The 19,494-nt window shown below is 73.0% G+C and carries 16 protein-coding genes and 1 pseudogene; 3 read left to right on the top strand and 14 right to left on the bottom strand.

Annotation, left to right across the window (positions count from 1 at the left end; all coding sequences use genetic code 11):
- Window positions 1-153: 153 nt before the first annotated feature.
- From IH25_RS0125360 to IH25_RS0125320, 9 genes are all read right to left on the bottom strand, one after another.
- Window positions 154-951: an HAD family hydrolase gene (locus tag IH25_RS0125360; protein WP_030614993.1), complete on the bottom strand. Its 798-nt coding sequence runs from the start codon at window positions 949-951 to the stop codon at window positions 154-156.
- Window positions 948-2,225, bottom strand: coding sequence for a serine--tRNA ligase (gene serS / locus IH25_RS0125355; protein ID WP_037655582.1), 1,278 nt, complete (start codon window positions 2,223-2,225; stop codon window positions 948-950). Before serS ends, IH25_RS0125360 begins: the two co-directional genes overlap by 4 nt.
- A 565-nt stretch (window positions 2,226-2,790) precedes the next feature.
- Entirely contained in the window at window positions 2,791-3,723 is a 933-nt protein-coding gene (pheA, locus tag IH25_RS0125350; protein WP_030614989.1) for a prephenate dehydratase, read from the bottom strand.
- Window positions 3,724-3,823: 100 nt separating this feature from the next.
- Window positions 3,824-5,104 (bottom strand): iron uptake transporter deferrochelatase/peroxidase subunit, encoded by a 1,281-nt coding sequence (gene efeB / locus IH25_RS0125345; RefSeq protein WP_030614986.1) that lies wholly within the window; start codon window positions 5,102-5,104, stop codon window positions 3,824-3,826.
- Between the two features lie 8 nt (window positions 5,105-5,112).
- Window positions 5,113-7,029 (bottom strand): copper resistance CopC/CopD family protein, encoded by a 1,917-nt coding sequence (locus IH25_RS0125340; protein WP_030614983.1) that lies wholly within the window; start codon window positions 7,027-7,029, stop codon window positions 5,113-5,115.
- 13 nt (window positions 7,030-7,042) lie between these two features.
- Complete coding sequence (locus IH25_RS0125335) at window positions 7,043-7,510, bottom strand: copper chaperone PCu(A)C (protein WP_030614980.1); 468 nt, start codon at window positions 7,508-7,510, stop codon at window positions 7,043-7,045.
- The gene (locus IH25_RS0125330) at window positions 7,507-8,163 is read right to left on the bottom strand and encodes an SCO family protein (protein ID WP_030614976.1); all 657 of its coding nucleotides are present in this window, start codon (window positions 8,161-8,163) and stop codon (window positions 7,507-7,509) included. Before IH25_RS0125330 ends, IH25_RS0125335 begins: the two co-directional genes overlap by 4 nt.
- 104 nt (window positions 8,164-8,267) lie before the next feature.
- Window positions 8,268-8,996 carry a YcnI family copper-binding membrane protein gene (locus IH25_RS0125325; protein ID WP_030614974.1) on the bottom strand — a complete coding sequence of 243 codons (729 nt, stop codon included), beginning with the start codon at window positions 8,994-8,996 and terminating at the stop codon, window positions 8,268-8,270.
- Between the two features lie 175 nt (window positions 8,997-9,171).
- Window positions 9,172-10,017, bottom strand: a complete 846-nt coding sequence (locus IH25_RS0125320) for a hypothetical protein (RefSeq protein WP_030614972.1) — start codon at window positions 10,015-10,017, stop codon at window positions 9,172-9,174.
- A gap of 206 nt (window positions 10,018-10,223) precedes the next feature.
- Between IH25_RS0125320 and IH25_RS0125315 the strand changes: the two genes are divergently transcribed.
- Entirely contained in the window at window positions 10,224-10,667 is a 444-nt protein-coding gene (locus IH25_RS0125315) for an ATP-binding protein (protein ID WP_030614969.1), read from the top strand.
- A 25-nt stretch (window positions 10,668-10,692) separates the two neighbouring features.
- Here IH25_RS0125315 and IH25_RS0125310 read toward each other — a convergent pair whose 3' ends face one another.
- A complete protein-coding gene (locus IH25_RS0125310; RefSeq protein ID WP_030614966.1) occupies window positions 10,693-12,177 on the bottom strand; it encodes an aminopeptidase P family protein in 1,485 nt (494 codons plus the stop codon).
- A gap of 187 nt (window positions 12,178-12,364) precedes the next feature.
- Window positions 12,365-13,882 carry a PP2C family protein-serine/threonine phosphatase gene (locus IH25_RS0125305; RefSeq protein ID WP_209445370.1) on the bottom strand — a complete coding sequence of 506 codons (1,518 nt, stop codon included), beginning with the start codon at window positions 13,880-13,882 and terminating at the stop codon, window positions 12,365-12,367.
- Between the two features lie 495 nt (window positions 13,883-14,377).
- Between IH25_RS0125305 and IH25_RS0125300 the strand changes: the two genes are divergently transcribed.
- Both IH25_RS0125300 and IH25_RS0125295 read left to right on the top strand, forming a co-directional pair.
- On the top strand, window positions 14,378-15,043 hold the full coding sequence (locus tag IH25_RS0125300) for a bifunctional DNA primase/polymerase (RefSeq protein WP_030614960.1): 666 nt from the start codon (window positions 14,378-14,380) through the stop codon (window positions 15,041-15,043).
- Between the two features lie 55 nt (window positions 15,044-15,098).
- The gene (locus IH25_RS0125295) at window positions 15,099-15,722 is read left to right on the top strand and encodes a hypothetical protein (RefSeq protein WP_245172877.1); all 624 of its coding nucleotides are present in this window, start codon (window positions 15,099-15,101) and stop codon (window positions 15,720-15,722) included.
- 285 nt (window positions 15,723-16,007) lie between these two features.
- Here IH25_RS0125295 and IH25_RS0125290 read toward each other — a convergent pair whose 3' ends face one another.
- The 3 genes and pseudogenes from IH25_RS0125290 to IH25_RS0125280 form a co-directional block, all read right to left on the bottom strand.
- Window positions 16,008-16,970: a DUF5926 family protein gene (locus IH25_RS0125290; RefSeq protein ID WP_030614955.1), complete on the bottom strand. Its 963-nt coding sequence runs from the start codon at window positions 16,968-16,970 to the stop codon at window positions 16,008-16,010.
- 518 nt (window positions 16,971-17,488) lie between these two features.
- Window positions 17,489-18,097, bottom strand: a pseudogene (locus IH25_RS0125285) (ATP-binding protein); the annotation flags it as partial.
- A 174-nt stretch (window positions 18,098-18,271) separates the two neighbouring features.
- Window positions 18,272-19,099, bottom strand: a complete 828-nt coding sequence (locus IH25_RS0125280) for a glycerophosphodiester phosphodiesterase (protein ID WP_030614950.1) — start codon at window positions 19,097-19,099, stop codon at window positions 18,272-18,274.
- Window positions 19,100-19,494: the final 395 nt, after the last annotated feature.

The following is a 19,494-nucleotide window of genomic DNA, read 5'->3' as shown; positions in this document are numbered from 1 at the left end:
GACGTCGCCCCACCGGGGCTTGACCGCATGGGCTGGGATTCGTTTCCCAGTGCAGGTTCGGTGCGGCTGGTCGCGCCCACGCGGCGGAGCCGCCTACCGGACACGGCCCGCGCCCCTTCGGGGCGCTCCCGCCCGGGGCGGGAACTCGGCGGGCTACGCCAGCAGGCGTTCCAGGACCACCGCGATGCCGTCCTCCTCGTGGGAGGCCGTGATCTCGTCGGCCACCGCCTTCAGCTCCGCGTGGGCGTTGGCCATGGCCACGCCCCGGGACGCCCAGGCGAACATCGGGATGTCGTTGGGCATGTCGCCGAAGGCGATCGTGTCGGCCGCCTTCAGGCCCAGGCGGCGGGCCGCCAGCGACAGTCCCGTGGCCTTGGACAGGCCGAGCGGGAGCAGCTCCACGATGCCCGCGCCCGCCATGGCCACCGTGACGAAGCCGCCGGCCGCCTGCCGGGCCGCCTCCGCCAGCTCGTCGTCGCCCAGCGTCGGATGCTGTATGTAGATCTTGTTCAGCGGCGCCGCCCACAGGTCGGAGACGTCCGTGAACGGGGTGCCGGGCAGCCGGCCCGTGACCGCGTAGCCCGGGCCGACCAGGACGTCGCCGTCCAGGCCGTCCCGGCTGGCCGCCAGGTACAGCGGGCCCACCTCGGCCTCGATCTTGGCCAGGGCCACGCCCGCCAGCTGCCGGTCCAGGGTGACCGAGGTCAGCAGCCGGTGCGCGCCGGCGTCGTACACCTGGGCGCCCTGGCCGCAGACGGCGAGCCCGTCGTAGCCGAGGTCGTCCAGGACGTGCCGGGTCCAGGGGACCGCGCGGCCGGTGACGACGATGTGGGCCGCGCCCGCCGCGGTGGCCGCGGCGAGCGCGTCACGGGTGCGCTGCGAGATCGACTCGTCGGAGCGCAGCAGCGTTCCGTCGAGGTCGGTGGCGATGAGCCCGTACGGGAAGCTCACCGGGACACCGGCTCCAGGACCTCGCGGCCGCCCAGGTAGGGGCGCAGTACCTCGGGGACGCGGACGGAGCCGTCGGCCTGCTGGTGGTTCTCCAGGATCGCCACGATGGTGCGCGGGACGGCGCACAGCGTGCCGTTCAGCGTGGCCAGCGGCTTGACCTGCTTGCCGTCGCGGACCCGGATGGACAGCCGGCGGGACTGGAACTCGGTGCAGTCCGAGGTCGAGGTCAGCTCGCGGTACTTGCCCTGGGTCGGGATCCAGGCCTCACAGTCGAACTTGCGGGCGGCCGAGGCGCCGAGGTCGGCGGAGGCGACGTCGATGACGCGGAACGGCAGCTCCAGCGAGGTCAGCCACTGCTTCTCCCACTCCAGCAGGCGCTGGTGCTCGGCCTGGGAGTCCGCGGGGTCGACGTACGAGAACATCTCGACCTTGTCGAACTGGTGCACGCGGAAGATGCCCCGGGTGTCCTTGCCGTGCGAGCCGGCCTCGCGGCGGAAGCACGGGGAGAAGCCCGCGTAGCGCAGCGGCAGCCGGTCGGCGTCGATGATCTCGTCCATGTGGTAGGCCGCCAGCGGGACCTCGGAGGTGCCGACCAGGTACAGGTCGTCCTTGTCGAGGTGGTAGACGTCCTGGGCGGCCTGGCCGAGGAAGCCGGTGCCGGCCATGGACTGCGGGCGGACCAGCGCCGGGGTCAGCATCGGGGTGAAGCCGGCCGCGGTCGCCTGCGCGATCGCCGCGTTCACCAGGGCCAGCTCCAGCAGGGCGCCGACGCCGGTGAGGAAGTAGAAGCGGGAGCCGGAGACCTTGGCGCCGCGCTCGACGTCGATCGCGCCGAGCAGCTGGCCCAGCTCCAGGTGGTCCTTGGGCGCGAAGCCCTCGGCGGCGAAGTCGCGGATCGTGCCGTGCGTCTCCAGCGTGACGAAGTCCTCCTCGCCGCCGACGGGCACGTCGGGGTGGACGAGGTTGCCGAGCCGGAGCAGCAGCTCCTGGGTCTCGGCGTCGGCCGCGTCGCGCTCGGCGTCGGCGGCCTTGACGTCGGCCTTCAGCTGCTCGGCGCGCTTGAGCAGCTCGGCCTTCTCCTCGCCGGCGGCCTTGGGGATCAGCTTGCCGAGCTGCTTCTGCTCGGCGCGCAGCTCGTCGAAGCGGACGCCGGAGGACCTGCGCCGCTCGTCGGCAGACAGGAGGGAGTCGACGAGCGCGACGTCCTCTCCACGGGCGCGCTGGGACGCGCGCACACGGTCGGGGTCCTCACGAAGCAGGCGAAGGTCAATCACGAGGCCAAGGCTACCGGTGCCGGGTCGCGGCTCACGAATCACTATTACGGTGAGTTCGCATTCGCGGCCTACGTTCCGTTATGCGGTAATTGCCGGAGGTGTTCCCTGCCGGAGGTGTTCCCCGGTGGCCGCGAGTCAAGGCGAAAGTGTCTCACTCCCTGGGACGGAGCAGGCCGCGGGTGTCCGGTTGACCCGATTCCCTTGTGGAGAACGGGATTTGGCAAGCCGGTTGTCCACAGAGATCCACACCCTTCCAGAAGTTATCCACAGGCTGTGTGGAAGATCTGTGGACTCCGGAATTGATCACTGGGGAAAGTGTCGTCAGGCCGAAGAATTCCCGGCCCAAACGTCGTCGACGCCCACTTTCGGGTGGAAAACGGTCGCCCTGAAAGATGAACCAAAGGAAACAGGTGGACGAAGGGCGGGCCGGGCGGCGGTGGTCTCGGGCGAGCGCCATAGGGCGATTTGTCGACCCTGTGCCCGTGCCCTGTCGACTTGTCCCCAGGTCGAGAAGGGCACCTGTGGATAACTTCTGTGGATAACGTTCGTCAGCCCGTATGACCGGTCAGAAGCGGCCGTCCTGGCAGCGCGCCACCCAGTCGGCGGCCGCCATGAACTCCTCGTCCGACGTCCCCGGCGGCGTCGGCCGGGCCTCGCCCGGCGCGATGTCCGCGCGCGGATAGGAACCGAGGAAACGCACCTGGAGGCAGATCCGCCGCAGCCCCATCAGGGCCTCCGCCACCCGCCGGTCGGCGATATGGCCCTCGGCGTCGATGCAGAAGCAGTAATTGCCGATGCCCGCGCCGGTCGGCCGGGACTGGAGCAGCATCAGGTTGATCCCGCGCGAGGCGAACTCGCCGAGCAGGTCGCGCAGCGCGCCGGGGTGGTCGTCCCGCTGCCACAGCACCACCGAGGTCTTGTCGGCACCGGTGGGCGCGGCGGGCCGGGCCGGGCGGCCGACCAGCACGAACCGGGTCTGCGCGTTCTCCGCGTCGTGGATCCCGGTCTCCAGCGCCTCAAGGCCGTACCGGGCGGCGGCGAACTCGCCGGCGAAAGCCGCGTCGTAGCGGCCCTCCTGGACCAGGCGGGCGGCGTCCGCGTTCGAGGCGGCCGACTCCCAGACGGCGTCCGGGAGGTGGGCGCGCAGCCAGTTGCGCACCTGTGGCTGGGCCGCCGGGTGGGCGGAGACCGTCTTGATGTCCGCGAGCTTCGTGCCGGGCCGGACCAGCAGCGCGAAGGTGATCGACAGCAGTACTTCGCGGTAGATCATCAGCGGTTCGCCCGCGACCAGCTCGTCCAGGGTGGTGGTGATGCCGCCCTCGACGGAGTTCTCGATCGGCACGAACGCGGCCTCGGCCTCGCCGGCCCGGACCGCGTCCAGTGCCGACTGCACCGACACATACGGGATCAGCTCCCGGGTGGCCGCCTCCGGAAGCGTGCGCAGGGCGACCTCCGTGAAGGTGCCCTCCGGGCCGAGATAGGCATAGCTCGCTGGCATGGTCCTCACCCTAATGGCCGCGGACGGACCCGTCGCGAGTGTCTCGCGAATACCACCCGGCCGGGTGGTTTGAACCCGGTCCGCCCCTCAAGCGGCCGAGTCATCCCTCCAGCAGCCGCTGTCCCACGTACTCGCCCTTCGCCGCCCCGCCCGGCACCGCGAACAGTCCGCTCGCCTCGTGCCGGATGAACGGGGACAGCGCGTCGCCCCGGTCGAGCTTGCGCTGCACCGGCACGAAGCCGCGCAGCGGATCGGCCTGCCAGCAGATGAAGAGCAGACCGGCGTCCGGGGTGCCGTCCGCGTTGATGCCGTCGTGGTAGGAGAAGGGTCGCCGCAGCATGGCCGCGCCGCCGTTGCGGTCGGGCCGGGTGATCCGGGCGTGCGCGTTGAGCGGGACCAGGTAGTCGCCCTTGGCGTCGGCCTTCTCCAGGTCCATCGGGGTCGTCTCGGCACCACCGGACAGCGGCGCCCCGTCGGCCTTGCGGCGCCCGATGACCTGCTCCTGGGCCGTGGTCGACAGCTTCTCCCAGTCGTCCAGGAGCATGCGGATGCGGCGGACGACGGCGTAGGAGCCGTTCGCCATCCACGCCGGCTCGCCGGAGGCGGGCACGAAGACGCGCTTCTCGAAGTCGGCGTCCGACGGCTTCGGGTTGCCGGTGCCGTCGAGCTGGCCCATGAGGTTGCGGGCCGTCATGGGGTGCGCGGTGGCCCCCGGGCTGCGGTTGAAGCCGTTCATCTGCCAGCGCACCCGGGCGGCCGACCCCGCGTCCTTCTGGATGGCGCGCAGCGCGTGGAAGGCCACCAGGGCGTCGTCCGCCCCGATCTGCACCCACAGGTCCCCGTCGCTGCGGGACTTGTCGAGCCGGTCGGAGGAGAAGTCCGGCAGCGGGTCCAGCGCGGCCGGCCGCTGCTTCTCCAGCCCGGTCTTGCCGAAGAAACCGTGCCCGAAGCCGAAGGTGACGGTCAGCGAGGACGGCCCCGCGTCCCGGGCCACGTCGGTGTCGTCGTGCGGGGCGGGCTCGCCCGCCATCAGCCGCTCGGCCGTGGTCGACCAGCGGCGCAGCAGGGCCGCCGCCTCCTTGCGGCCCGCGCCCGCCACCAGGTCGAACGCGACGAGATGACCGCGCGCCTGGAGGCCCTCGGTGATGCCGGGCTGATGTTTCCCGTGAAACATCGCCCGGCCCGAGCCGAGCGCGGTCAGCGGGGTGGCCCCGGCGGGCGCGGCGGCATAGCCCACGGCTCCGCCGGCCGCGCCGAGCACGAGCCCGGTGGCGCCGGCGGTGCCGAGCAGGGCGCGCCGGGAGACACCGCTCGCGCGGGCCCCGGGCTCCGCCGCCGGCGCGTCGGGGGTACGGACCTGGGAGAGGGACTGGTCGGGCATGGTGCGGTTCAGCCGATCTGCGCGTTCTTGGAGACGGTGGCCTGGTCGATGTCGGAGGTGCGGACGGTGACGGCGACCTTCCAGTTGCCGGCCACGGGGAGCTGCACCCCGTTCGCCGACCAGTGGCCGGTGGTGATGTGGTCCGGGTTCACGGGAAGCGGGCCGATCTTCTGCGCCTCCAAGGTGAAGGAGACCTTCACCTCCGGGACGTCGAAGGCCCGGCCGTTGGGCCGCTGGACGTAGACGTGCATCTCGTTGCCGCCCACCCGCGCGGGGTCGAGGCCGACGCGGACGACGCCCTTGCCGTCGGCGCCGCCGGTGTCGAACGGCATGTCCAGGGTGAGCGCGCCGGAGGCCGCCGAGGTGCCGGAGCCGGCCGATGCCGAGGCGGCCGCCTCGGCCTCCTGCTCGGTGCGGCCCGGCTCGGTCTGGGTCAGCGCGGTGGTGACGGCGAGCAGCACCAGGGCGACACCGGCCTCGGCGAGCACCGAGCGGCGCAGTCCGAAACGGTTCTCGTCGGCGTCGCGCAGCCGCTTCTGCCGGGCGGCGTCGACGGCCGCGCGCTGCCGGGCGAGCTGGGCGGCCCGCCGGGCGTCACCGGGGTCGCCGGCGTCCCCGCCCGCGCCGCCGCCACGGGTCGTCGTGGCGGCCGGGACCCGGTCCGTGCGCGCCCGCCCCGCCGCGTCCGCGCTCCGGTCGGTGAGCCGTCCCGTCCACCGGCGGGACAGGCCGGCGATGCCGACCAGCACCGCCACCAAGGCGATCTTGGCCAGCAGCAGCTGCCCGTAGCGGGTCTCGGTGAACGCCGACCAGGAGCCGAGCTGCCGCCAGGACTGGTAGACGCCGGTGAGGACGAGCGCGAGCACGGAGCCGAAGGCCAGCCGGGAGAAGCGCCGGACGGCGGCGGCCTCGACCGGCTGCTCGGCGGGCGCCCGGTACAGCGCGGTCAGCAGGGCGGTGAGCCCGCCCAGCCAGGCGGCGACGGCCAGCAGATGGACGACGTCCACCGGCATGGCGAGGCCCGGCTGGAGTCCGGTGGAGGCGTGCTCGGCCATGGCCCAGCTGGTGGCGAGGCCGGCCGCGACGACCACCCCGCCGACCGCGAGCCCGAAGGTCAGGTCGCGTTTCTCGGTGGCGTCCTCGCGCCGGGTGTAGGTGCCGAACAGGACGGCGACGAACAGCGCGGCGGCGGCGAGCAGCAGCAGCCGGGAGACCAGCGCGGCCCCGGTCTTGGTCTGGAGCACCTGGCCGAGCAGGTCGAGGTCGAAGACGTCGGCGAACGCCCCGGAGGTGGTGTAGGAGCCGCGCAGGAGCAGCAGCCACAGGGTGGCCGCGGTCAGCGCGATCCAGCCGCCGACGACGAGCCGCTGCACGGCCCGTACCCCCGCGCCGCGCTGCCAGCAGGCGAGCACGAAGGCCGCGCCGCCGGCGAGCACGATGAAACCGGCGTACGACACGTACCGGCCGAACGCGTAGAGCCCGCCCACGACTCCGCCGCCCGCGGCCGGCGCGGTGCCGGTCACGACGGTCCGCGAGGGCGCGCCGACGGAGAAGGTGTAGGCGCCGGCGACGGGGTGGCTGTCCGCGGAGACGACCTGGTAGGTGACGGTGTAGGTGCCCTTGGCCAGGCCGCTCTTGAGCTTCACGGAGTACGTCGTCCCGCGCACGTTGGCCGGGCTGCCCGTCTGCACCGGCTTGCCCCGGGGGTCGAGGACGCGCACGGAGTCGTCGCTCATGGCCACCTTCTCGGAGAAGGTGAGCGACACCTGGCTGGGTGCCGTTCGGGCCACCACCCCCTGCGCGGGGTCGCTGCCGGTCAGCGCCGCGTGGGCGGAGGCGGGTGAGGCGCCCGCCAGCAGCGCGCCGGTGACGGCGAGCAGGAGCAGCAGCAGGGTCCGCAGACGGGGGGCGGTGGTCCGGATCACGGTGGTCCCTCCCTCAGTGGCCGGTCGACGGGTCGTACGTCGCGGGCTTCACCGGCATCGCGACGGTGAGCGGCCCGGACTTGGCGAAGGTGAGCTTCACACTGACCGTCTGGCCCTGCTTCGGCGCACGCTTCAGCTGCTCGAACATCAGGTGGTTGCCCCCGCTGCGGAACTCCAGCCGGCCGTGCGCCGGTATGCGGAAGGAGGACTCCTCCGCCATGGCCCCGCCGGTGGTGCTGTGCATGGTGACCTGCCCGGCGACATCGCTGCTGACCGAGGTCAGCTCGTCGCCGGCCCCGCCCTTGTTGGTGATCGTCAGGAATCCGGCGGCCATGTCGGCGGAGACGGGCTGGGGCATGTAGGGAGAGCTGACGGACAACTGAGCCGTCTTGGAGCCCGAGTCCGCCGCGGACTCCGAGCAGCCGGTGAGGGCCAGCGCGGCGGCGAGCGCGCCCGCGGTCAGGGCGGCCCGGCGCCTCACGGGTTGGCTCCCTTGACGAGCTTGGGCAGGTCCCTGGTGTAGTCGTCGGCCGAGGCGTTCTCGCCGTAGAGGACGTAACCGGCGTCGGTCTTCGGGGAGAAGGCGACGACCTGGGTGCCGTGCATGGAGACGAGCTTGCCGTTCTTGTCCTTCTTCGTCGGCTCCACGGCGATGCCGAGGGACCGGGCGGCGGCCTGGACCTTGGCGAAGTCGCCGGTCAGGCCGATGAACGCGGGGTCGATGCCCTTGAGCCACTTGCCCAGCTCGGCGGGGGTGTCGCGGTCGGGGTCGGTGGTGACGAACACGACCTTCAGGGCGTCCTGCTCGGCCTTGGGCAGCGACTTCTTGGCGACGGCGATGTTGCTCATCGTGGCCGGGCAGATGTCCGGGCAGTGGGTGTAGCCGAAGTAGACGAGGGTCGGGTGGCCCGTGGTCTCCTTGCGGAGGTCGTACTTCTCGCCGTGGGTGTCGGTGAGGACCACGGCCGGCTTGTCGAACGGCTGGTCGAGGACGGTGGCGGGCCTGTTCGATTCGGTGCCACCCGAGACCACGGCGATCGGTGCGTTGTCGTCGTCGTTCCCGCTGCCGCAGGCGGAGAGGGTCAGGGTGGCGGCGGCGAGCAGCGCCGCCGCGGCGAACGTCTTCTTGCGCATAGGAAAATGTCCCAGATGTGTGAACTCCGGCGCGCACCGGGGTCGCGCGAAGCCGTGCGGGGACGGCCCCGCGCGACGCCCGGTCACGCGCTGTGGAACGAGGATCAGGCGGCGGTGCGGCGGCGGCCGGCGAAGACGCCGTAGGCCACGCCCGCGATGCCGATGACGATGCCGGCCACGCCGAGCACGCGCGCGGTGGTGTCGGTGTCGTCACCGGAGTCCGCGGCGGCCGTCTTCTCGGTCGTGCCGGCCTTGTCGGTGGCGTTCGCGGCGCTCGCCGAGTCGTGCTCGTCCTCGGCGGCGGCGGCCAGCTTCAGCACCGGGGCCGGGTTCTCCGGCTCGTCCTGGCCCTCCTGCGGGACCTCGATCCAGCGGACCACCTCCTTGTCGGAGTAGGTCTGCAGGGCCTTGAACACCAGCTGGTCGGTGTTCTCGGGCAGGGCGCCCAGGGAGAGCGGGAACTTCTGGAAGAAGCCGGGCTCGATGCCCTTGCCGTCGGCGGTCCAGGTGACCTTGCTGACGGCCTCGTCGATCTTCTCGCCGTGCATGGTCAGCGGCTTGTCCAGCTTGGACTTGGTGACGGTGGCCTTCCAGCCGGGCACCGGCTGCGGCATGACCGAGGCGATCGGGTGGTCGGCCGGCAGGCTGATCTCGACCTTGGTGGTCGAGGCGTCGTCGCGCTCGTTCGGGACCTTGACGTCCACGACCGCGTAACCGCCCTTGGCGGCGGTGCCCTCCGGCTGCACGGTGACGTGCGCGAACGCGGGGACGGACAGGGCGAGGACGGCCGAGCCGGCGGCGACGGTGGCGGCGGCGATACGAGAAGCCTTCATGGCAGGGAGTACTCCACTCCGGGTGAGAGGTCCGTTGGTGATCGGGAGTACGCGTGCGCGTGGCCGTGCCGTTCGGAGCGGCCGGTACCGGTGATGCGCACGCGTGTGTGCCGCACGACGGCGGCGCCTCCCGTCCGGCTCTCTCGGATCCGGTCGCGGTGGTCGTCGCGTCGTGTCAGGCGGCGAGGAGGAAGGCGGCGGGCGGGCCGCGCCGGATCACCGTGTGCTGGAGTACGGCGGTGTGCGGGGCCGGGGCGTCGTCCCGGTCGGGACGCGGGCCGCGCGGGCCGGGCCCGGCGTCGGGCAGCAGCCCGGCGCACAGGGCGCGCACCAGCGCGAGCGCGGCGCGCAGGGACCGTATGAGCGCGGCCTCGGCGACTCCGTGCGCTCCGTGCGCGGACAGTTCGATCAGCCGCAGTACGGCCAGGTCCCCGCGGCGCAGCAGCCAGCCGGCGGCCACGGCCGCGAGCACATGGCCGAGCAGCATCGGCAGCGAGGGCAGCAGACCGCCCGAGGCGCCCGCGGCGTCGTGGGCGTGCCCCAGGGTGCCCAGGGCCGGCGTCGGCCGGCCCGAAGGGTCGATCAGCCGGGCGTCGAGCAGCAGCCGGTAGGCGTGCCCGGGGGTGAGGGACGACGGGGTCGACCCGCACAGGAGCCGGGTGGCCTGTTCCACCAGCGCGTGGTCGCTCAGCGCGGAGCCGGTGGACCCGGCGGTCATCGCCGCCGCCGGCGCGGCCATCGCCCCGTGCTGGCCCAGCCCGAACAGCGTGTGCAGCACGGTCTGGCCGAGGGCGAGCAGCGCGGCGATGCCCGGCAGCGAGCGGGCCCGCCCGGCGAGCGGGACCACGAGCAGCAGACAGCCGAGGAAACCCGCGCCGAGCGTCCACAGCGGCACGCCCGCGCAGGAGGCCAGGGTGTGCCCGCACGCGGCCAGCGCGACGCAGGCCGCGGCGAACACCGCGGCCCGCAGGATCCGGAGCCCGGCTCCGGGACGCGCCGTGCGCGGGTGGGGGGCAGTCATGGCGGGCTCATCATCCCACTGCCCTCGTGCACCGCCTACGGCAGGTCGGCCGAGCCGCCCCCGATCACCGGTTCGATGCGCCCATACACCGATTCCCGCCTCGGCGCATCGGCCGAATGGGCCCGCTCACGCCGACGGAGTGCTTATGGTCGCCCGCGTGTGGCAATACGTAACGGTATGTCGAGCCGCGGCCAGGAGGCTGGAGCATGAGCATCTGGTGGTCACTCCATCTGCGGCGTGAGGCCGCCAGCGTGCCGCTCGCGCGACGGCTGCTGATCGGCACGATGGAGACGGCGGGCGTCGACCCGGACATCTCCTACGACCTGTCGGTGGCCCTCACCGAGGCCTGCGCGAACGCGGTCGAGCACGGCGGGGACGCCGCGCCCGGCGGCTCGCAGGCCTACCGGGTGACGGCGTACCTCGACGGGGAGAAGTGCCGTATCGAGGTGGCCGATTCCGGGCCCGGTCTGCCCCGCGCCCAGGACTTCCGGCCGGCCCGTGCGGACGCCGAGCACGGGCGCGGCCTGTGCCTGATCCAGGAGCTGACCGACCACGTCCACATCGGGGCGAAGCCCGGTCTGGGCGGGACCGTGGTCAGCTTCGACAAGATCCTCAAATGGACGAAGGACCCCTCGCTGCTCACCGCGTGAGCGCGAGGGGTCCTTCGGCACCGGATCAGCCCTTCAGCGAGGCCATCCACGCCTCGACGTCGGCGGAGCGGCGCGGCAGCCCCGCGGAGAGGTTCCGGTTGCCGTCCTGCGTCACGAGGATGTCGTCCTCGATCCGGACGCCGATGCCCCGGTACTCCTCGGGCACGGTCAGGTCGTCAGCCTGGAAGTACAGACCCGGCTCGACGGTGAGCACCATGCCCGGCTCCAGCGTGCCGTCCACGTAGGTCTCGGTCCGCGCGGCGGCGCAGTCGTGGACGTCCATGCCGAGCATGTGCCCGGTGCCGTGCAGGGTCCAGCGGCGCTGGAGGCCCAGCTCCAGGACGCGCTCGACCGGGCCCTCGACCAGGCCCCACTCCACGAGCCGCTCGGCCAGCACGCGCTGGGCCGCGTCGTGGAAGTCGCGGTACTTGGCGCCCGGCCTGACGGCCGCGATCCCGGCCTCCTGGGCGTCGTACACGGCGTCGTAGATCTTCTTCTGGATCTCGCTGTACGTGCCGTCGACCGGCAGCGTGCGCGTGACATCGGCGGTGTACAGGGTGTGCGTCTCCACGCCGGCGTCCAGCAGGAGCAGGTCGCCGGAGCGGACCGGGCCGTCGTTGCGGACCCAGTGCAGGGTGCAGGCGTGCGGGCCGGCCGCGCAGATGGAGCCGTAGCCGACGTCGTTGCCCTCCACGCGCGCGCGGAGGAAAAAGGTGCCCTCGATGTAGCGCTCGGAGGTGGCCTCGGCCTTGTCGAGGACCTTCACGACGTCCTCGAAGCCGCGCACGGTGGAGTCGACGGCCTTCTGCAGCTCGCCGATCTCGAACTCGTCCTTGACCAGGCGCATCTCGGACAGGAAGACGCGCAGCTCCTCGTCGCGCTCGGCGGTCACCTTGTCGGTCAGGGCCGCCTCGATGCCCGCGTCGTGACCGCGCACCACGCGGACCGGGCCGGTGGCCTCGCGCAGCTGGTCGGCCAGCTCGCGCACATCGGCGGCCGGGATGCCGTAGAGCGCCTCGGACTCGCCGAGGGAGTGCCGGCGGCCGACCCACAGCTCGCCCTGGCCGGAGAGCCAGAACTCGCCGTTCTCCCGGTTCGAGCGGGGCAGGAGGTAGATCGTCGCCTCGTGGCCGTCGCCCTTGGGCTCCAGGACCAGGACGCCGTCCTCGGTCTGGTTGCCGGTGAGGTACGCGTACTCGACGGAGGCGCGGAAGGGGTACTCGGTGTCGTTCGAGCGCGTCTTGAGGTTGCCCGCTGGGATGACCAGGCGCTCGCCCGGGAAGCGGGCGGAGAGCGCGGCGCGGCGGCGCGCGGTGTGCGCGGCCTGCTCGATGGGCTCCAGATCACGCAGCTCCGTGTCGGCCCAGCCGGACTTCATGTTTTCGGCCAGCTCGTCGGAGACGCCCGGGTACAGGCCGTTCTTCCGCTGCTTGACCGGCTCCTCGGGCTCGGTCTCCGGGCCCTCCGCGGTAGCGGAGTCGGGCACAGCCGGGTTGAGCTCGTCGGACACGTGATCCTCCTCGATACGCCAGTGATCTCCCCCGGGGCCCGTGCGCTCCTGCTTGTGGCCGAGCGGGGCCTCCATCATCGTACGGTCGTACCGGGAGCGGGCGGGCCCGGATGACCTGTTATGCCCGGTCATACCGGCCGGCCGGAACCGTCGCCGGGACCGGTCGGCCGGGCCGCCGGCCGGGCCGTCAGTCGAAGCGGGCCGCGAGCAGGACCACGTCCTCCTCGCTGTCGGCCGTGTCCAGGCCGTCCGGCAGGACCGTGCGCAGGACGTGGTCGGCGACGGCCCCCGGGTCGTGCCGCAGCGCGCGCGGGACGCCCGCGGCGGCGGCGTGCAGCCGCGCGAAGGCGCGGTCCATCGGGTCGCCGGTACGGTGCAGCAGCCCGTCGGTGTAGAGCAGGACCGTCTCGCCGGGCTCCGTCTGCACCTCGGCGCTGGGCGCCTCCCAGCAGGCGAGCATGCCGAGCGGCGCGGAGACGGAGGTCTCGGCGAACTCGGTGCGCCGCTCGCCGATCAGCAGCGGCGGGCTGTGCCCGGCGCCGGCCAGGGTGATCCGGCGCAGGGCGGGCTCGCAGTAGGCGAACAGGGCGGTGGCCGAGCGGGCGGGCTCGGTCAGCCGCAGCAGCAGCTCCAGGTCGGACAGGACGGCGACCGGGTCCTCGCCCTCCATCACGGCGTACGCGCGCAGGGAGGCGCGTAGCCGGCCCATGGCGGCAACCGCGCCCGGCCCGGAGCCGGTGACCGAGCCGACGGACAGGCCGAGCGCCGCGTCCGGCAGCGGCAGGGCGTCGTACCAGTCGCCGCCGCCGCGCGCGCCCGTACGGTGCCGGGCGGCGAGCTGCACGCCGGGCACCCGGGGCAGCCGGGAGGGCAGCAGTCCGTCGGTGAGGGCCGCCACGCACGCGCGCGTGCGTTCCACTTCCAGCAGCCGGGACAGGTGCTCGGTGGCGTGCCGGAGATACAGCCCGGCGAGATGGCGGCGGTGCTCGTGCGGCTCGGCCGGTTCGTCGTAGAACCACACGGCGGCGCCGAGGCGGCCGGCGGACTCGGTGGCGAGGGGCAGGGCGTAACTGGCGGCGTAGCCGAGGCGGACGGCCACCTCGCGGTGGAGCGGGTCGAGCCCCTCCTCGGCGAGCAGATCGGGGTGGAGCAGCTCGGCGCTGCCGCCGGTGTCGTACGGCAGTGAGCCGCGCGGCACGGTCTCGAGGTGGCCGAGGTCGGCGCGGTCCAGGCCCAGGCCCAGGCTGGTGCGGGGACCGAGGCCGTCGGCGGGGTCCAGGGCGACCAGGCCGCGGCGGGCGCCGACCAGGGCGGCTCCGGCGCGCAGCAGCTCGTGCAGGGCGGGGTCGAGCGCGCTGGTGCGCAAGAGGCGCTCGGTGAGTTCGTGGAGGGTGGTCAGATCGGAGACCCAGCCGGCCAGCCGGTCCTGCAGCAGGGTCCCGGGGGCGGGCGAGTGGGGCGCGGGGACGGCGGCGGTGCCCGGGACGGAAGGGGCCCCGGGGGCGGGAGGGGCGGGCGTCGCAGTGTGGGCGGGCGTGGGAACTGTTGAATCGATTCCAGCCACTTTCGGAGGGTGCGGGGCGTTCATGGCGTCCGGCTTCCAGACCGGCGCGTATTGCTGGAAAGCATCGCAAACCCCCATGTCATTCTGCGCCGCTAGCAGTGTCTCCACATGTACACGCACTCGTGAGGGGATGTCCAGCATTGTCCTGCCGGGATTCCTGGTGTCCAAGGGAACCGAGAGGTTTTGCCCGAACCCCTTGCCTTACCGCCAAGTTGGCTGAAAACTGCCTTAGGTATCGGCCCATTGCGGTCGACTGGCCCTGCTCCACGGAGCGTCACAACGGTCGTGATGGGTACGTACTCGGAGAAGGCCAGGGGTGGTTGGGGATCACCCGGAACCTGGCGACGGACCCGGGCGTCATAGCCACCGACGACCGAGCCCCATCCTCCCGTGGCGGAGGCGGAGAGAAACACGCGCGACGGCAAAACGCCAGACTTCGCCACCCCCACGCCGCGGCCGTGCTTTTGATAGACGCACTATGGACGCGGACGCGGCCCACGCTCGACCCCCCTTGGGGTTGCCATGCCGTGCGCGGGGTGTTGAGGCGCCATCAGGTACGCACAGTGAAGTGATCGACACATGGTGTGATGTAGCCCACGGTGTTGCCAGCGGTGCAACGGAAAGGAACGAGCGCTCATGCGCGAGATCCTCGGAAGGCGACGCAGGCTCCTGTCCAGGCGGAACGGCGGGAAGCCCGCGCTGCTCGGCGCGGCCCTGACCTTCGCGACGGAATGGCAGTGGCCGGTACTCCCCGGTGTGGCGCCGGACCCGCAGGGGCGGGCCCGTTGCGCCTGCCCCGACCCGGAGTGCACGGTCCCCGGTGCCCACCCCTTCGACCCCGGACTGCTTGCCGCCACCACCGACGCGCGCATGGTGCGCTGGTGGTGGACCAACCGGCCGAGCGCCCCCGTCATCCTGGCGACCGGAGGCCGGGCGCCCTGCGCGGTCAGCCTGCCGGCCCTCGCCGCCTCCCGCGCCCTCGCCCTGCTCGACCGGCGCGGCATGCGGCTCGGCCCGGTTCTCGCCTCGCCCACCCGCTGGGCGCTGCTGGTGAAGCCGTACTCCATGGAGCAGCTCGGCGAACTGCTCTACGCCAAGGACTTCGTCCCCGGCTCCCTGCGCTTCCACGGCGAGGGCGGCTATCTCGCCCTGCCCCCGTCCGAGACCGGCCAGGGCGCCGTCCGCTGGGAGCGCGCCCCGCTGCCCGGCTCGGCCGCGCCCTGGGTGCCCGATGTGGAGGCCGTGGTGGACGCCGTGGTCGACGCCCTCACTCGTACGGGTGTGAGCGCGCCGGAGATGTGAGGGTGTCGGGCGCGGCCCGGGCGGGCCGCGCCCGCCCGCTCGTTATCTTCCGGGCATGCTGCGTCATTCCGGTGGCCACCGCGCCCCACAGCCGCGCCACCGCGGGCGGCGCCCGCGCAGGCCGCGGCTGCTGCTCGCCCTCGGGGCCGTCGTGGCGGCCGCGGTCGCGCTGCCGCTGACCGTGGCGTCCGCGGGACAGGTGGGCGAGGCCGGCCGGACCGCCGTACCGGCCGCTCTCCGGGCCGACGCCAAGACCGGCCGGACCGCCGTACCGGCCGCCCCCCGGGCCGACGACGAGACCGGCGCGCACGGCGCCCGCCGCTCCCCCTTCCTGCTCGGCATCGGGCTCGCCACCGCCGCCCGCTGCGGCCCGGCGCTCACCTCGCCGGACGGCATCGAGGCCCAGACCTGTGTGCTGACGCAGGGCGAGGACACCTGGGCGCGCACCTACTACCGCAACGCCACCGGCAGATCGCTGGATTCGCTGCTGACCCTGATGGGACCGGGTGGCCGGACGGTTCAGACGCGCTGCGCCACCGGGACCGGCGACGAGCCCGCGACCTGCGAGACACCGCGCGAACGCCTCCGGGGCCGGCCGGACGCCTACACGGCCGTCACCGAGTTCGCCGAACGGGGCGGGAGCGGCCCGCTGCTGCTCCGCTCGGGCAGCAACACCTGAGGACTCCCGGGCAGTTGACGCCCCGCTCGGCTCCGTACACCGGTGCGGGTACGGCCGGGGGCGTGGCCACGGGCATGGAAAGGCCCGGTTGCTGGCGACGGGGGATGCACCAGCAACCGGGCTACAGGAACCGTAACAAGAGATCGGCGGTTCGCAAATTCGGTCTTGCCGATTCGGACACCGATTTTCCGGGAGAAGCGCCGAGTTGTGACACGAGTCACCCTCCGCGCGGTCCGGTGGCACGGCCCGTCGGCCGACCGGCCGTGCCTGTCCGCGTACGGCGCGTCAGCTGAGCGTGACCTGCCGGTTGGTCAGTCCGCCGCGGGCCCGGCGCTCCTCCGGAGTGAGCGGTTCCGCCACCGCGAGGGCGGCGGCGAGACGCTCGGCGAACTCGGCGGCCGGCTGCTCCACGTCCTTGGCCGAGATTCCGCTCGGCAGGTCCCAGACCGGCACGGTGAGGCCGTGAGCACGGAAGGAGCCCACGAGCCGGGTGCCCTCGCCGAGGCTGGAGCGGCCCGCCGCGTGCAGTCGCGCGAGAGCGTCCAGAAGCTGCTCCTCCGGGTGCGGCATGACCCAGCGCAGGTGGTTCTTCTCCGGGGTCTCGCACCAGTAGGCCGCGTCCACGCCGGACAGCCGTACGGTCGGGATCGCGGCGGCGTTGGCCCGCTCCAGGGAGGCGGCCACCTCGGGGGTGGCGTTCTCCGCGTCCGGCACCCAGAACTCGAAGCCGCTGTGCACGACCGGCTGGAAAGCGCCCTCCGGGTCCAGCAGGTCCTGCAGCCGCGGCCCTTCGGCGGGGGCGCGGCGGCCCTGCACCGGGGTGCCCGGCTCGGCCTCCAGGGCGCGCAGCAGGGTGTCGGCGAGGTCGCGGCTGATGTCGCCGGACGCCGTGTCGTTCTGCAGGCCGAGCAGGACCGAGCCGTCGTCCCGGCGCAGCGCGGGCCAGGCCATCGGCAGCACCGTGGCGAGCGTGACCGACGGGACGCCCTCGGGCAGGCCGTCCCGCAGGGTCAGTTCGGCCGTCGCGGCCGGGACCAGCTCGCGCAGCGCTACCCAGTCGCACTCGCCGGGCAGTCCCTCGAACGGGCGGTGCACCAGCTCGGTGACGGCGTGCGCGGCGGCCCGGCCGTGGCAGGCCTTGTAGCGCCGGCCGCTGCCGCAGGGGCAGGGTTCGCGAGCGCCGACAACCGGGATCTCCCCGTCGATCAGCTGCGGCTTGGCCTTCGTCTGGGGGCGCTTCTTGGCCATGGTGGGTGTCTCCCGGTTACGGCTCTTCTCGTACGTCGGGAGCCTAGCCGTTCACGCCGTGCCCGACGGGAACCTGTGGACAACGTACGGGCGCTCGACGGCCGGGAGGGGGAAGGGGGGAAGGAGGGGAAGGGGGGAACGGCGGTTGGAGCACGCTGGTTCCCGGCTGTGCTGCCGATGCCTGCCCGCCGCCGTGTCGGCCGCGGTCAGTCCAAGTCCTCGAACGCGTCGGCGAAGTCCAGGCCGGACAGGTCCGGCAGGGTCAGGCCGGGGGTGGCCAGACCGGACAAGGGTACGTCCGGGGCGGTGATGCCCGGCAGCGTCGTCGTATCGGATACGCCCGTCAGCGCCGTATCCGGTATGCCGGGCATGGCTGCCTGAGCTATGCCCGGTACGGCCGTCTCCGGTATGCCCGTGCGGGGTGTGTCCGGGCCGGGAGCGTCCGGCAACGTGCCGTTCGCGGCGGGCAGGTGAGGCAGTGCCACATCGGCGGCCGCCGCCACGCTCGGCAGTGTCAGGTCCGCAAGGGGTGTCCTGCCCGTCATGGCCCGGGTGACGCGCGTAGCGAACGCGTCATGGGAGTGGCCCGCGTCGGGATCGTGGACGTCCCCGTGGACCAGCACCCAGACCGTCACCTCGCCCTCGACGTCGTCCCGGACGCCCCAGTCGTCGGCGAGTGCCGTGATGATGTTCAGCCCGCGCCCGCCGTGCGCGGTCACCGACGGTGTCGCCGGTGCCGGGCGGGTCGGGCCGCCGCCGTCCGTGACCTCCACGAGGAGCCGCCCGCGCGCGTCGATCCGCCAGGCGGCGCGGACGTCGCCGTCCCCGGCCGGCGCGTCTCCCAGGGGCCGCCCGTGCCGGCAGGCATTGCTCAACAGCTCCGAAAGGATCAGTACGGCATCGTCGATGACCGACTCCGCCACGCCCCCGCTGCGCAGCTGCGCCCGCAGCCGGTGCCGCGCTTCCCTCACGCCCGCAGGGCCATGGGGTACGGCCATGCTCGACGACGTGGGCACTTCCTGTGCCACCACCAACGCCACCCCCGAGACCTCCTTCGCCCCACGCCACGGTGTGGATGCCCTCTTGGCCTGTACCGGAAACCGGCCAGTCCCGTTCCGGTGACGCATTCGATACGAGCGCACACGCAGCGAACGCGCCGGTGCACTCCCCGTGACGGGGCCTGATCGCTCCGCGTGGGAAACCCGGCCGCCTTCCGTGGCGAACCCGGCCGCTTCCCGTGGCGGAACCCGGCCGCTTCCGTGTGCCGGAGGGGCCGGTTCACCGGTGCGGTGCCGGGCCGCTCAGCGGCCCAGCCGGTGCAGCACCGCGCGCGGGCGGTTGGTGATGATGGCGTCGACGCCCAGCTCGACGCAGAGGTCGACGTCCTCGGGCTCGTTCACGGTCCACACGTGGACCTGGTGGCCGGCCTGCCGCAGCCGCTCCACGTAGACGGGGTGGTTGCGCAGGATGCGGATCGAGGGCCCCGCGATGCCCACGCCCGCCGGGAGCCGGCCGTCGCGCAGCCGGGGGGAGACGAACTGCATCAGATAGACCGTCGGCAGGGCCGGCGCCGCCGTGCGCACGCGGTGCAGCGAACGGGCCGAGAAGCTCATGATCCGGACCGGTGACTCGGCGGCGGAGGCCGGCGCGGCGAGGCCGAAACGGTCCAGCAGGGTCAGCAGCCGCTCCTCGACCTGGCCCGCCCACCGCGTGGGGTGCTTGGTCTCGATGGCCAGCTCCACCCGGCGCCCGGCGTCCGCGACCAGCTCCAGCAGCCGCTCCAGGGTGAGGACGGAGGTGGCCTCGCGGTCCTCCGGCCGGTGCTCCCAGTCGGGCTCCTCGTCCCGCCCATGCCAGGCCTCGCGCGTCTTCCAGGAGCCGAAGTCGAGGGCGGCCAGGTCGGCCAGTTCCAGCGCGGAGACCGCGCCGCGGCCGTTGGAGGTACGGTTCACGCGTCGGTCGTGGACGCAGACCAGATGGCCGTCCGCGGTCAGCCGTACGTCGCACTCCAGGGCGTCGGCGCCGTCCTCGATGGCCTTCCGGTAGGCGGCGAGGGTGTGCTCGGGGGCGTCTTCGGAGGCGCCCCGGTGGGCGACGACCTGGATGGAGCGCTGTGGTGCGTGGGTCACCGCGTCATGGTGCCATCGTCGGCGGGCGGACGGGGCGGGACGGAGGCGTTCCGGCGGCGAACGAGCGGCGCCCTGAACGCTTATATAACTTTTACGTTGAATGCCCCAACAGATCCTATATAAAGAGGACCGCCGGACCCACAGCCACGGCTTATGGTGCTCTGACGGCCCGTGGGAAAAGCTGACCGCAAGACCAGTGCGACCGACGACAACAGGCGTGGACCGAGGAGAAGAGCTGTGAGCACCGAGAACGAGGGCAACGCGGTACCCCCGGCGCCGTCCGCACCTCCCGTGCCGGTGGCCTCTCCCGACGTTTCCCCGCAGGGCGCCGCGCCCGAGGGGAACGCCCAGGGGGCACCCCGCCCGCCCATGCCCCAGGAGAACCCGGCGGCCCC

The sequence above is a fragment of the Streptomyces achromogenes subsp. achromogenes genome, assembly GCF_000720835.1.
Taxonomy (GTDB): Bacteria; Actinomycetota; Actinomycetes; order Streptomycetales; family Streptomycetaceae; genus Streptomyces; species Streptomyces achromogenes.
The sequence above is the reverse complement of the archived record's forward strand: the minus strand, read 5'-3'. Positions and strand labels throughout refer to the sequence as shown.